This window comes from Streptococcus cristatus, assembly GCF_003944225.1.
Classification (GTDB): Bacteria; Bacillota; Bacilli; order Lactobacillales; family Streptococcaceae; genus Streptococcus; species Streptococcus cristatus_K.
Window position 1 is genome coordinate 123,953 of sequence record NZ_RJPN01000004.1, and the last position, 14,817, is coordinate 138,769.

Annotated in this window: 11 protein-coding genes; 1 reads left to right on the top strand and 10 read right to left on the bottom strand. The window is 43.2% G+C overall.

The window, feature by feature from the left end; all coding sequences use genetic code 11:
- Positions 1–142: 142 nt before the first annotated feature.
- The 10 genes from manA to D8797_RS06095 all read right to left on the bottom strand — a co-directional run bounded on the left by manA (position 143) and on the right by D8797_RS06095 (position 14,072).
- On the bottom strand, positions 143–1,084 hold the full coding sequence (gene manA / locus D8797_RS06050) for a mannose-6-phosphate isomerase, class I (RefSeq protein ID WP_005589600.1): 942 nt from the start codon (positions 1,082–1,084) through the stop codon (positions 143–145).
- A 149-nt stretch (positions 1,085–1,233) separates the two neighbouring features.
- On the bottom strand, positions 1,234–1,734 hold the full coding sequence (locus D8797_RS06055) for a phosphatase PAP2 family protein (protein ID WP_125379654.1): 501 nt from the start codon (positions 1,732–1,734) through the stop codon (positions 1,234–1,236).
- A 142-nt stretch (positions 1,735–1,876) separates the two neighbouring features.
- Positions 1,877–4,273 carry a glycogen/starch/alpha-glucan phosphorylase gene (locus D8797_RS06060; protein WP_125379655.1) on the bottom strand — a complete coding sequence of 799 codons (2,397 nt, stop codon included), beginning with the start codon at positions 4,271–4,273 and terminating at the stop codon, positions 1,877–1,879.
- 133 nt (positions 4,274–4,406) lie between these two features.
- On the bottom strand, positions 4,407–5,837 hold the full coding sequence (gene glgA, locus D8797_RS06065; protein ID WP_125379656.1) for a glycogen synthase GlgA: 1,431 nt from the start codon (positions 5,835–5,837) through the stop codon (positions 4,407–4,409).
- Positions 5,834–6,973 (bottom strand): glucose-1-phosphate adenylyltransferase subunit GlgD, encoded by a 1,140-nt coding sequence (glgD, locus tag D8797_RS06070; protein WP_125379683.1) that lies wholly within the window; start codon positions 6,971–6,973, stop codon positions 5,834–5,836. The genes glgA and glgD overlap by 4 nt, the downstream gene beginning before the upstream one ends.
- The gene (locus D8797_RS06075) at positions 6,963–8,105 is read right to left on the bottom strand and encodes a glucose-1-phosphate adenylyltransferase (protein ID WP_045496498.1); all 1,143 of its coding nucleotides are present in this window, start codon (positions 8,103–8,105) and stop codon (positions 6,963–6,965) included. The genes glgD and D8797_RS06075 overlap by 11 nt, the downstream gene beginning before the upstream one ends.
- A 3-nt stretch (positions 8,106–8,108) precedes the next feature.
- Positions 8,109–10,022 carry a 1,4-alpha-glucan branching protein GlgB gene (gene glgB / locus D8797_RS06080; protein ID WP_125379657.1) on the bottom strand — a complete coding sequence of 638 codons (1,914 nt, stop codon included), beginning with the start codon at positions 10,020–10,022 and terminating at the stop codon, positions 8,109–8,111.
- 388 nt (positions 10,023–10,410) lie between these two features.
- Positions 10,411–11,835: an NADP-dependent glyceraldehyde-3-phosphate dehydrogenase gene (locus D8797_RS06085; protein ID WP_125379658.1), complete on the bottom strand. Its 1,425-nt coding sequence runs from the start codon at positions 11,833–11,835 to the stop codon at positions 10,411–10,413.
- A gap of 235 nt (positions 11,836–12,070) precedes the next feature.
- Complete coding sequence (ptsP, locus tag D8797_RS06090; protein WP_125379659.1) at positions 12,071–13,804, bottom strand: phosphoenolpyruvate--protein phosphotransferase; 1,734 nt, start codon at positions 13,802–13,804, stop codon at positions 12,071–12,073.
- 4 nt (positions 13,805–13,808) lie between these two features.
- A complete protein-coding gene (locus D8797_RS06095; RefSeq protein ID WP_005589589.1) occupies positions 13,809–14,072 on the bottom strand; it encodes a phosphocarrier protein HPr in 264 nt (87 codons plus the stop codon).
- A gap of 443 nt (positions 14,073–14,515) precedes the next feature.
- Between D8797_RS06095 and nrdH the strand changes: the two genes are divergently transcribed.
- Positions 14,516–14,734, top strand: a complete 219-nt coding sequence (nrdH, locus tag D8797_RS06100; RefSeq protein ID WP_005589588.1) for a glutaredoxin-like protein NrdH — start codon at positions 14,516–14,518, stop codon at positions 14,732–14,734.
- The last annotated feature ends 83 nt before the right edge of the window (positions 14,735–14,817 follow it).

A 14,817-nucleotide genomic window follows, 5' to 3' on the forward strand; every position in this document is an offset into this window, starting at 1 on the left:
GAGCAAGACGCAGTGGTTGAGTGGGCTCTACTACGCTGATTTCATCAGCTTTTACAGCCCTACTCAACTGTGCGGAGGTGGGACGACGAAATCGAATTCTAACGAATTACCGATTTCTGTCCCACTCTCATTTGTTTTTTCACTATGGATGGCTGACAATCAGTTGCAAGTCGCCAGACAAGGTCCACTCTGTGACATCGCTCGGCAGGATGAAATGAGATCCTTTTTTGATAGGATACACTAGTCCATCCACTGTCAGCTCGCCAGCACCTTCCAAAACGCTGAACAGACTGTAGTCTGCTGTCTTTTTAAATTCAACAGAACCAGCAATGTCCCACTTGTAAACAGCAAAGAAGTCATTGGCTACCAAAAGAGTAGAGGTCAAATCGTCTGCCTGAATAGTAACGGGACGGCTATTAGCAGGCTCTCCGATAGTCAAAACATCAATCGATTGCTCCAAATGCAACTCACGAAGATTGCCAGCATCGTCCTTACGATCAAAGTCATAGACCCGATAAGTAGTATCGCTAGACTGCTGAGTTTCTAAAATCAGAATGCCTGAACCAATGGCATGCATGGTGCCACTTGGTACATAGAAGAAGTCACCAGCCTTGACTGGAATTTTGGTCAAAAGATGATCCCAGTCCTTGCTCTCGATTTGCTGACGCAGCTCTTCCTTGCTCTTGGCATTGTGACCGTAGATAATCTCTGCCCCTTCGTCTGCAGCGATAACATACCAGCATTCAGTCTTACCAAGCTCCCCTTCGTGCTCTAGTCCATAGGCATCATCTGGATGGACCTGAACGCTGAGCCAGTCATTGGCATCCAAAATCTTCGTCAAAAGTGGAAAGACAGGCTCCAGGCGATTACCAAAGAGCTCACGGTGCTCAGCATAGAGAGCATTTAGCTTCTGACCTGCAAAACGACCATTCTTGACGGTTGAGACACCGTTTGGATGAGCCGAAATTGCCCAATACTCGCCCACATGGTCGCTGGGGATTTCATAGCCAAAAACATCACGCAGCTTAGTGCCGCCCCAAATTTTCTCCTGCATCACAGACTCTAGAAATAACGGTTCTGACATAATAGTCTCCTTACATATTTTTCATCTTCCAAAATCAGGCAATCCTTGATGATAAAAGTTTGGTACTGCTTACATTATAATATAGACTCGGGCACTTTGTCTACTCCTCAACTTACTTTACAAAGAAAAATCTGGCTCTCGCCAGACATTTATAATAAAAAGATTAAAGCTCCCCAGCAAATGCCGCAAAGGTATCCTATCACTACATCCTTTGGATAGTGCACTCCGCCAATCACGCGCACTAGAGCCAGCCCTGCCGAAAGTAAGAGGCAGAGAAGCCCCGGCAGCCAAAAAAAGTAGAGCAGGCACATGGAAATGACAGTTGCCGAAAAGACATGGCGACTGGGCATGGACTTGCCTGATGTATCCTTGGCCAGCAAGGGCTGAATAGCCCATTTTTCGTAAGGCCGTGCTTGATTCAGCCATTTACGAATCGCTGACAAGAGACCAAATCCAATCGCTGGCAGGAAGAAAAAAGTAAGCAACCCTTTCCAGCCTACCGTCAGAAAGGCACTGATTAGAACGAGACCATAAACGATAGGTATGAAGAGGGTCATTCCCCGATTGAAGTAAACCAGTCCTTTCAGCCACTGAGGGCGACTGCGAAAGGGAGTCGTTAATTGTTGATAAAAAATCGTGTAGTCTTTCATGCTTGCTTACCCTGCTTTTCTAAAAGTTGGACTCTCATACTTTCTCTACTATAGCATATTTCTAGACAAGATGGTAGTTGGATAGCAAAAGAGACTGAGACCCAAGCCCCAATCTCTTAGTATTCATGTTTTCTGAAGAGGTTTATTTCTCCAGATTCCAGATTTCCTTGGCATATTGCTCAATGGTATCATCTGAGGTAAACTTGTCAGATGTAGCGATATTAATCAAGCTCATGCAGGCCCATTTTTCTTTGTCACGATAGAGAGCATCAATCTTCTCTTGAGCTTCCACGTAGGCATGGAAGTCTTCCAAGAGGAAGTATTCATCATTGTGAGTGATGAGGGCTTCGTAGATTTCAGAGCCTTCTTCACGGACGTTTGGAATCGTTCCATTGACAAAGGTGTCGACCACTCGACGAATGTCTGGATTGCTTTCATAGACACCGCGTGAGTAGTAATCGTGGCGGGCATAGTGCTCGTAAACTTGGTCCTTGTCCATCCCGAAGATGACAATGTTGTCGTCACCGACCTCGTCCTTGATTTCGATATTGGCTCCGTCCAGTGTAGCTAGGGTAATAGCACCCGTCATCATGAACTTCATGTTGGAAGTGCCCGAAGCTTCCTTGGAAGCCAGAGAAATCTGCTCAGATACATCTGCCGCAGGAATGATGAGCTCAGCCAGGCTGACGCGGTAGTTTTCTAGGAAGACAACCTTGAGTTTGCCTTGCAGGCTTTCATCCTTGTTGACCAGATTGGCTACTTCATTGATTAGCTTGATAACCGACTTGGCAAAGTGGTAGCCTGGGGCAGCCTTGGCACCGAAGATAAAGACGCGTGGTACCATATCCTTATCAGGATTGTCCTTGAGATCCCAGTAAAGCTTGATGATATGAAGCAGGTTGAGCAGCTGACGTTTGTAGGCGTGGAGGCGTTTTACCTGCACATCAAAGATAGCTTCTGTAGAAACTTCTACTCCTGTTGATTCCTTGATGAAGTCAGCCAGACGAGCCTTGGCTTCTTGCTTCACTCGGTAGAAATCGCCCAGCACTTGCTGATCATCTTTGAATTCCAAAAGCTTACGCAACTCATGGATATCACTTCTCCAGCCCTTACCAATCAGCTTATCAATCTCAGTCGATAAAGGCTCATCCGCAATCTGCAGCCAGCGGCGCTGGATAATCCCGTTGGTTTTGTTATTAAACTTCTCTGGGTAAATGCTGTAGAAATCACGCAAAGTGTCTTCTTTGAGCAATTCGGTGTGGAGCTTGGCAACCCCATTGATTGAATGACCGCCAATGATAGCCAAGTGGGCCATGTGGATTTGATTGTCCTTGACGATCCGAGTGTTTTCGATGACTTGCGGATCAAGGCCGCGTCCAGCCATTTCAGCCACATAGCGGTTGTCAATTTCTAGGATAATCTGATAAACCCGAGGCAGGACATTCTTAAAGAGCTCAGCATCCCATTTTTCCAAAGCTTCAGATAAAATAGTGTGGTTGGTATAACTCATGGTCTTAACCGTTGTGTTCCAAGCATCAGCCCACTCGAGACCATAGTCATCCAGCAAAAGGCGCATAAACTCAGCCGGCGCAACCGCAGGGTGGGTATCGTTGATATGGACAGACACCTTCTCATGAATATCCTTGAGCGGACGACCTTGCTTGAGATAAGATTTGATAATGGTTTGCAGCCCCGCGCTGGTCATGAAGTATTCCTGAATCAGGCGCAGTTCTTTTCCTTCGTAACTAGAATCGTCTGGATAGAGAATGGCAGTGATGTCCTGCACCCGCCGACGGGCTTCAATAGTTGGATAGTCCAATTCATATTCTTCTGGGACTTCAACATCCCAAAGACGGAGATTGTTGATATTGTCATTACCAAAGCCAATCTGCGGCACGTCATAAGGAACAGCACGCAAGGTTTTAGAATGCTCATAAACTGGCACAATGCGGCCTTCTTCATTGGCACGCAAGTAGACATTACCAAAGATCTTGACATCCACAATGCCGTGATCCTTACGGGTTTCCCAGACATTGCCCAGACTGCCAAACCAATCATCTGGAATTTCCACCTGATAGCCATCTACGATTCTTTGCTTGAAAAGACCGTAGCGATAGCGAATCCCATTTCCAAAACCTGGATAGCCAGTTGTAGCTAGCGAGTCCATGAAGGCTGCTGCCAAGCGACCAAGGCCCCCATTTCCCAAGGCCATGTCGTGCTCAGCATTTTTTACATCCTCAAAGTCAACTCCTAGCTCAGCAAAGCTTTCCTTGACCGTGTCAAGAATACCTAAATTGAGTAGGTTAGTTTCCAGCATACGTCCCGGCAGAAACTCAATCGAGAAATAATAGGCTGTTTTTTGCTGCTGTTCCACGAGTTTATTGCGGCGCTCCAGCCACAGTGGCGTAATATATTTACGAATGGTACTAGCGAGGGCTTGAAAAAGCTCGGCTGCTGTAGCATCCGCAATCTTAATCAGCTGTCTTTCGTGCAAGGTATCCTTGAAATCTCGGATAAACTGTTCTTTATTTAATTCCATTTTTACCAATCAACTTCCTTTCTTTTAGGGAAAAGCATCCGTCTGGATAAGATGTCAACATGAGAAAGACCACTTACCCGACAAATCCTCTCTTGTCAAAAACAAGAGAGGATTGCTGTTCTAATGCAACATATTAGACTAGTGACTCATATAAATCACTGTATGCTCGACTAGCTGTATCCCAAGAGAAATCTCTTTCCATCGCCTGTATTTGCAGACTACGCCAAGCTTCTTGGTCATGCCAGTAAAGATTGAGGGCTTCTTTGAAAGTCCATGTTAGCCAATAACCAGAGAAGTTATTGAAGCTAAAGCCTGTTCCCTGTCCACTATAGACATTGAAAGGTTCAACCGTATCGCGCAAACCACCAACTTCGTGAACAAGTGGCAGTGTCCCGTAACGCATAGACATCATCTGAGATAGACCGCAAGGTTCAAAGCGGCTCGGCATAAGGAAAATATCACTAGCCGCATAGATTTCCTGAGCCAAAGTAACATCAAAAAGGATGTTAGCGGATAGTTTTTCAGGATAAGCCTGGCCAAACCAAGCGAAGGCACGTTCAAATGCAGGGTCACCTGTTCCAAGTAGCACAATTTGCACATCTTCCTGAAGCAGATTATGCAACTCTTCCACCACCAAATCAAAACCTTTTTGACGTGTCAATCGAGAGACGATACCAACGACAGGAACATCATCCCGAACTGGCAAGCCTACTTTTGCTTGAAGAGCTCGTTTGTTTTCCAATTTCCCAGTCAAATCATCTTTGTTAAAGTGGTAAGCCAGCAATTTATCGGTTTCTGGATTGTAGATATCTGTATCGATACCATTGACAATACCGACCAGCTTGCCTGACTCCATCCGAAGAATCTGATCCAGACCGCAGCCAAACTCAGTTGTCCGAATTTCGTTGGCATAGCTAGGTGAAACAGTTGTCACGCGATCTGCATAGAGAATGCCCGCCTTCATCCAGTTGAGGCAGTCATTCCAACGGAGAGTGCCATCCGCATAACGTTCATAGCCGACACCAAAGAGTTCCCAAAGAATGCTATCCGGAAATTGTCCCTGAAACTCTAAATTGTGAATCGTCAGCACTGTCTTGATGTTATTATAGGCCTGAATCCAGCGGTATTTTTCCTTGACCAAGAAAGGAATCATGGCCGTATGGTAGTCGTGCGCATGGAGAACATCTGGAATAAAATCAATGCGCTCCATCAGTTCGATTGCTGCTAATTGGAAGTAAGCAAAACGTTCGCCATCATCAAAATCACCATAGACATGTCCACGGAAGAAATAATGCTGATTATCGATAAAGTAGAAGTTCACACCTTCCAACTCAATCTTTTTGACACCGACATACTCCCGACGCCAGCCGACACTGACTTCAAAGGAGAAGAGGTCTTCAACTTGATCACCAAATTTAGCATCCGTCATGTCATAGTATGGCAGAATGACTCCAACTTCATGGCCAGCTTTGACCAAGGATTTGGGGAGGGCGCCGATAACGTCTCCCAAACCACCCGTCTTGGAAAAAGGTGCCCCTTCTGCTGCTACAAATAAAATTTTCATGAAACGATGTCCTCTGTAACTTTTTGACCTTTCTTCAGGACAACTGGATGTTCAGCTGTCCCTCGAACGACTACTCCTTCAGCAATCTCAACGCCCTTGTCCACAATTGCATATTCTACCACTGCATTTTTTCCAACGACAACGCGTGGGAAGAGGAGACTGTCTTTGACACTGCTACCCGCTAAAATTCTTGTATTCCGCGAAATAACAGAGTTTACAACTTCACCTTCTACAATACTACCTGACGCAAACTGAGAGCGATTCACTTTTGATGTAGTTGCATAGTAAGTCGGCTCTTCGTTTTTCACCTTTGTATAAATCTTGTGATTTGGTGAGAAGAGAGAATAGAATTTCTTCTGTTCAAGCATGTCAAGGTTAGCCTTATAGTATGAATCAACAGAGTAGATATTTGCCAAATAGCCTGTGTACTCGTAAGCAAAAGCTCCAACTTCAGCTGCCAAGTCCCGAAGAACATAGCGCAGTTTTTGTGGGAATTCTTTTTGGGCTTCTTCTTCCAATTTTTCAATCAACCAAGGCGTATCTACTACAAAAATATCTGTAGACATATTGAAGAGCTCGCCCTCGTCTCTATCACTATGCAGCTTATGTCCTAGGACATGGTCTGTTTCACTGACTTGCAGAACTGCATTCACATCTGAAATATCTTTAGATGGCAATTTCTTGTAAACCACTGTCATCGGTTGCTGGGTTGTGTTATGCAAGTGGAAGACCTGATTAAGGTCAATGTTGATCAACACATCACAATTCAGGGCTACAGTTTGGTTAGAGCCTGAACGCTTCAGATAAGTCAGTAATTGTTCATAATATTCCTTACCTACTGTGCTACTTTCTACACGAGTATTGTAAATGCCTAGATAGTAGTGGCTCAAAAGTGTAGACAAGCCCCACTCACGACCTGAACGAATATGGTCAAAGACAGAGCTGATATTGTCTTGTTGGAAGATACCAAAGACGCTACGAACACCAGCATTAGCAAGACTAGAAAGTGGGAAGTCAATCAAGCGGTATTTTCCACCAAATGGCAAACTAGCAACTGGACGATGTTCTGTTAAGGTTGACATGTCGTGGAAACCGACCGTATTTCCTAAAATCGCTGAATATTTATCAATCTTCATCTGTTGGTACCCCCACTTTTTCATTATATCCGACTACTTGCACTTCATCTGTTCCGTCAATCTCTACACCATCAGAAATAACAGCGCCCTCACCAATGATCGCACGTTTAATCTTAGCTCCCTGACCAATAATAGCGCCACTCATAATGACAGAATCAGTGACTTCTGCACCCTCACGAACTTGAGCGCCTGTTGAAAGAATAGAGTGCTTAACAGTTCCATCTACAAAGCATCCGTCAACTACCAAAGAATCTTCAACATGAGCATTTGCACCAAGGTAGTTTGGTGGTGAAATCAAGTTACGTGAGTAAATTTTCCACTGACGGTCACGACTATCTAAAGCATTTTCTGGACTAATGTATTCCATGTTAGCTTCCCAAAGTGACTCAATCGTACCAACGTCTTTCCAGTAGCCATTAAATTCGTAAGCATAAACGCTTTCGCCAGATTCAAGATAGTTAGGAATAACATTCTTACCAAAGTCAGACATATCTACATTGCTCTTTTCAGCAGCAATCAGCATATTGCGGAGACGTTGCCAGTCAAAGATATAGATTCCCATAGAAGCCTTGGTAGATTTAGGATTTTCTGGTTTTTCTTCAAATTCAACGATCCGGTTATTGGCATCGGTATTCATAATACCAAAACGGCTAGCTTCCTTGAGAGGCACATCTAAGACAGCAACCGTCAAACTAGCGCTGTTATCCTTGTGGGATTGGAGCATATCATCGTAGTCCATCTTGTAGATATGGTCACCAGATAGGATTAAGACATATTCAGGATTGATACTGTCGATATAGTCAATATTTTGGAAAATAGCGTGGCTAGTTCCCTCAAACCAACGATTTCCTTCACTGGCAGAGTAAGGCTGAAGAATGGATACACCTGTGTTGATACCATCCAAGCCCCAGCTTGAACCGTTCCCGATGTGACTGTTCAAAGCAAGTGGTTGGTACTGGGTAATCACACCGACATTATTAATCCCAGAGTTGGCACAGTTTGACAGCGCGAAATCAATAATACGATAACGACCACCAAACTGTACTGCTGGTTTCGCAATACTTTGTGTGAGCTTTCCAAGACGAGTTCCTTGCCCACCGGCAAGAATCAAAGCTAGCATTTCATTCTTCATATCCTACTCCTTTGTGGAATCTTTTTTAGCATTTTTACGAACATTCACACGACGCTTGATTTTCCAAATACTTGCTCCCAAAGCTGGTAATGTAAAGGTCAAGGTCTGCGGATAATCTTTCCATAGTCCCTCTTGAGACTGTACTGTTTCGTTGTGTTCTTTCCAAACACCTCCCCATTTCTCTAATTCAGTATTCCATACTTCTTCATAAACGGCTGCCACTGGCACACCAATGGTAAAGTTTTTGCGCTCTACTGGCACCATATTGAATACACAGACTAACATATCTCCTTTTTCCGTCTTACGAATAAAGGAAAGGGCGCTCTGATCGGTATTGTCTGCATCGATGATTTCGATGCCATCGTAGCTCAAATCGATCTCCCAAAGCGGACGATTATCTCGATAAAAGGCGTTGAGGGCAGAAGTGAAGGTTTGCATCTGCTTATTCATATGATCGTCCAGATTTGACCATTCCAGCTGCTCTTCTGACTTCCACTCTAGGAATTGACCAAATTCTGAACCCATAAAGAGCAATTTCTTACCTGGATGGCAGATTTGATAGGTCAAGAGGTTGCGGAGACCAGCAAATTGATTATAGCGGTCACCCCACATCTTATGCATCATGCTCTTCTTACCATGAACGACTTCGTCGTGAGAGAAAGGCAAGAGGAAGTTTTCAGAAAAAGCATACATAAAGCTGAAGGTCACCAGATTAAAATCGTACTTGCGGTAAATCGGGTCTTCTTCATAGAAACGCAGAATATCGTTCATCCAGCCCATATTCCACTTGAAGTCAAAGCCCAAACCGCCCATTTCTCTCATACCCGTAATCTTGGTTTCGGACGAGCTCTCTTCAGCAATCATCATAACTTCTGGATGAAATAGCTTGATGACTGTGTTCAAACGTTGCAAGAAATAATAGCCTTCATAGTTACGATTACCGCCATCCTTGTTTGGCTGCCAAGGACCACTATCGTAGTCTAGATAGAGCATGTTGCTAACTGCATCCACACGAACCCCATCTAGATGGTAGAAATCAATCCAGAATTTGATACTAGAAATCAAGAAAGATTGCACTTCATTTTTTCCTAAGTCAAAATTCAAAGCACCCCAGCCATAGTTGTGGGCTCGGTCATGATCCTGGTACTCAAAGGTTGGTGTTCCATCATAGTAGGCCAAGGCATCGTCATTGATGGTAAAGTGACCCGGAACCCAGTCCACAATGACACCAATATTATTCAAGTGACATTCTTCGACAAAGTCCTGAAATTCCTCTGGCGTTCCATAAGTATGTTCAAAGGCAAAGTAACCCATGAGCTGGTAACCCCAGCTGAGTCCCAAAGGATGGGCCATGAGCGGCATGAACTCAACGTGCGTGTAGTTCATTTCTACCAGATAAGGAATCAACTCCTCCTTAAGCTGAGCCATAGAATATGGACTGCCGTCAGAATTTCGTTTCCAAGATCCAGCATGCACTTCATAAATATTGACCGGTCTTGAGAAAAAGCCCCAACGCTTTCTCCGAGCCAGCCAAAGTCCATCTTGCCACTTCTTCTCTGGAATAGTCCGAACAATAGCTCCTGTCCCTGGGCGCTCTTCCAAATAGATAGCCAGCGGATCAATTTTCAAGATTTCCTGACCACTACTGCGTTTGATATTGTACTTGTAAATATCTCCTTCCTTAGGCAAATCCGTGAAGACTTCCCAGACACCGCCTTCATTGCGAGTCATAGGAATCTGCTCTCCATACCAATTGGTGAAATCTCCAATCAGATGCACATTCTGCGCATTTGGAGCCCAAACTCTAAAGGTGTAGCCAACCTTGCCATCCACCACATCCTGATGCACTCCCAAATAATGCTGCAAATGAAAGTTTTCACCTGTTGTAAAGGTTCTTAATGCTTCTTTTTTGTCCATTTAGTCACCTTTCTATTTGTAAGCGTTTTCTATGTTTCTATTTTACCCCATTTTCTTATATTTTTCAAGTAAATTTCCAAAAACTATCTCAAAAATTTCAAAAGCCCAATTTCTTCAAAAGAATGAGTTGCTATATCAAGGTTTTTGTGGAAAATATCTGATAAAATACTGATTTCAAAGAGTTTGAGGCTAATATCTGTACTTAAAAATCAATCCCTGTACTAGGATTCCTAAAATAATTTATCTAGACCAATATGTAAATTTACATTTTAAAATGATAAGTAATCAAAAATATAAACGCCTGCTTATTTTTATATTGTTCGAACACTTGTTAGAATTACAAGTTCATAAAGGTAAGAAAAAAGGCCGCACAAAGCCGCCTTTCTCATTATTTCACATCAAACACGATGGATTTCACTTGTGTCATCGCTTCGATACTGTAACGAATCCCTTGCACTCCGGCTCCAGATCCCTTAACACCAAGGAATGGGAAGTTATCTGGACCACGTTGGGTCTTATTATTGATGTGTACAGTACCCACTTCCAGTTTTTCAGCAATCTCAAATGCTTTCGGGAAATCATTTGTAAAGACTGAAGATTGAAGACCAAATTCTGACTGGTTACAGATCTGAATAGCCTCTTCAACGGAAGTCACACGAATAATCGGAAGAACAGGACCAAATGGCTCTTCCCAAGCTAATTTCATATCCAGTGTCACATGGTCAAACAAGGCAGGCCAGATGAGATTTACTTCACGTTTGATTTCCGTCAAGGCTGACGCTCCCTTTTCTTGAGCATCTTCAATCAAGCCCCAGATGAAATCTGCTGATGCATGATCAATGACTGGTGTGATATCCGCATTATCAAAGGGATCACCAACCGTCAGTTTCTCTACCTCTGCCTGAAGCAGCGCCGCTAATTTATCTGCTACGCTCTCCATAACAATGACACGTTTAATAGCCGTACAGCGCTGGCCGGAATAACTGTATGCCCCACCAACAATCTGCTTAGCTGCATGCTCCAAGTCAGCATCTTCCAGCACAACTGCAGCATCCTTACCACCCAATTCTAACATAATTGGACGCATGCCAGCCAACTTACCGATGCGTTCTCCGATTGGAGTGGAGCCAGTAAAGTTAATGTAATTTACTTCCTTATGCTCAATGATGTAGTCCCCGATTTCTGAACCACGTCCTGTAATGGTATTAAAAACACCAGCAGGCAGACCAGCTTCAGCAAAAGCCTGAGCCAAGAGCAGACCAGAGATGGAACCTTGAGTAGGTGGCTTAAACATTACAACATTTCCGCCGATAAGGGCAGGAGCAATCTTAGAACCAGACAGGTTGACTGGGTAGTTAAATGGCGCAATGGCCAGTACAACTCCTACAGGCTCACGACGAACCACAGCCAATTTTTTCTTGCTGGCAGCCTCAAAGCCGCCACCTTCCATGACCTGGCCATGAATGCGGATGCCCTCTTCAGCCGCATAACGAATCAAGTCTGCTGTCCGAACAACTTCTCCAATCGCCGCTTTAATACCCTTGGCAACTTCTTTTGCAAGGATTTCGCCAATCTTCTCCTGATCGCGCTCCAAAATATCCGCAACCTTATGCAGATAAGCTGCACGTTCGACTGCTGAAAGAGCGCGCCAAGCTGGCAAAGCCGCACGAGCGCTTGCCATCGCATAGTCAACCTCTGCCTGACTCATCGCAGGAACAGTTCCTAAAATCTCATTATTGATAGGAGATGAGATGGTGATTTCATTTTCAGAAGCTCTCCACTCTCCATTTATATAGTTCTTATATTGTGTCACGTGTCCCCTCCAAAATGTTATTAAGTATCATTTTATCAAATTTTCTGAAAATTTCAACTAAATTTTATAAATTTAAAGAAATTTTTCACAAATTTCACAAATCATTTTCTTTTGTTTATATGAACTCTCCATATTTCTCGATTTTTCATCGAGTCTCACTTTCTACACTAGGTCTACTATGACGCCGAAGAAAACAAAAAAAGACCAGGAAAATTTCCTGATCTTAATTTTCAGATTAATCGAAGTCAAGATATTCTTTTTCAAGTTCAAGAACTTCTTCCATCGTTGCACATTCAGTCAATGCGCGTTGTGCAAGTTCTTCCATCTTCTTCGTATCCAATTTCTTCATAAGGCTACGAGTCCGAAGGACAGAAGTGGCACTCATAGAGAACTCATCCAAGCCCATACCGACAAGAAGCGGCACAGCTGTTTGGTCACCGGCCATTTCTCCACACATACCTGCCCACTTGCCTTCAGCGTGAGCTGCCTTGATAACGTTGTTGATCAAGCGAAGGATAGATGGGTTGTATGGTTGGTAGAGGTATGAAACTTGTTCGTTCATACGGTCGGCAGCCATTGTGTATTGGATCAAGTCGTTTGTACCGATAGAGAAGAAGTCAACTTCTTTCGCAAATTGATCAGCTAGCATTGCTGCTGCTGGAATTTCAATCATGATACCCACTTGGATATTGTCCGCTACAGCAACACCTTCAGCTTGCAATTTCGCTTTTTCTTCTTCGTAAACTACTTTAGCTTTACGGAATTCTGTCAAAAGGGCAACCATCGGGAACATGATACGCAATTGTCCATGTACAGAAGCACGCAAGAGGGCGCGGATCTGTGTACGGAACATAGCGTCACCAGTTTCAGAGATAGAGATACGCAATGCACGGAAACCAAGGAATGGATTCATTTCATGCGGCATATCGAAGTAAGGAAGCTCCTTATCTCCACCGATATCCATGGTACGGACAACCACTGGTTTACCATTCATTCCTTCAAGTACAGCCTTGTATGCTTCGTACTGCTCGTCTTCTGTTGGGAAGTCTTGTGAATCCATGTAAAGGAATTCTGTACGGTAAAGACCTACGGCTTCAGCACCATTTGCATTGACACCTTCAACGTCTTTTGGTGTACCAATGTTAGCAGCGAGTTCAAAGTGTTTGCCATCGGCAGTCACTGTTTGAGCATCTTTCAAGAGAGCCCATTCAGCTTTTTGCTTCGCATAAGCTTCACCAGCTGCTTTGAATTCTGCTGCTTGCTCTTCAGTTGGGTTAATGATTACTTCACCAGTGATACCATTAGCTGCGATGATATCGCCGTCTTTAACGAGTTCAGTGATATTATTGGTCCCCAATACGGCTGCGATTTCAAGCGTACGTGCCATAATCGCAGAGTGGCTTGTTCGTCCACCAATATTGGTTACAAACGCTTTAACAAATTTCTTGTCTAATTGAGCTGTATCAGAAGGAGTCAAGTCATGTGCAATGACAACTGATTCTTCATTGATAGAAGCTGGATTTGGTAATTTCTTGCCCAAAAGGTTTGCCAAAACGCGCTTCGTTACGTCACGAATATCTGCCGCACGTTCTTGCATGTATGGATTGTCTTCCATACCTTCAAAAATAGCGATAAACATGTCTGTAACTTCTTTCAGACCAGCTTCCGCATTGACTTTCTTAGTACGGATCGTTTCTTTGATTTGACCAACCATTTCAGGGTCAGCGAGTACCATTAAGTGAGCGTCAAATACTTGAGCCGCTTCCTCACCAAGGCTATCTACTGCTTTCTCACGGATAACAGAAAGCTCGTTCTGTGAAGCTTCAAGAGCTGCATCCAAACGAGCCTCTTCTGCATTCGTATCATCGACTGAAACAGTCTCAAATGACAAATCCGGTTGAACTAATAGATATGCCTTAGCAACAGCAACACCATCAGATGCCGCAATTCCTTTAAGCATTTCTGTCATTTTCTTATGCCAATCCTTCTTTTTCCATTGTTTCTGAGATAGCAGCGATAGCATCATCCGCGTCTGCACCTTCAGCTGAGATTGTAACGTCAGCACCTTGACCAACACCAAGACTCATAACACCCATAATTGATTTAAGGTTTACTGATTTACCTTTGTACTCAAGAGTGATATCTGAAGCAAATTTGCTAGCTGTTTGTACCAACAATGTTGCTGGACGCGCGTGAATACCTGTTTCTGCCACAATGTGGAAATCTTTAGAAGCCATAGTTAGACTCTCCTTTAAAATAATTCTTTTTGAGTTAAAGTGATAACCCTTACAAGTTGATATTATATCACTTTTTGAAATCTTTTTCAAGAATTTTATAGCCCGCTTACAAAATATTTCGTTAGAGTTTGAAAATGAATTCTGTTTTAATTATAGTAGATTCAATCATCAACTCCCTCTCTTTCCGAAATAGTTTCAAGGCTTTCTTCCTTATAATGAATTCTTCTTGGTCTAGCTTCGCTTAAAGTACAGTAAGCGCTGTTACTTCTTGTGGTTATTTCTCTTTGTTTCGATGTTTTATACACTATATATTGTATCTCTATAGTTGCTATAAGAAAATATCATACAATATTTAGTTCAAAACTGTTGACATCGAATTCGCTTTTAGATATACTAGTTTCAGATTAAAATTTAAGAAAATGAAAGTATAGAGGAATCATCTAATGGTAACTATTTACTCTAAAAATGATTGTGTTCAATGCAAGATGACCAAGCGTTTTCTTGATACCAACAATGTAGAATATCGTGAAATCAATCTTGATGAGCAACCAGAATACATCGACCATGTTAAAAGCCTCGGTTTCAATGCAGCTCCTGTTATTCAAACGCCAACTGAAGCATTTTCTGGTTTCCAGCCTGGTAAACTTAAAAAATTATCATAATCTCACCAGTATTTAGAGCTTTGTTGCCGCTCCTATCATTCGTAGGAGCCGTTTATTTTGTAAAAGCAAAAGACATTTTAGAA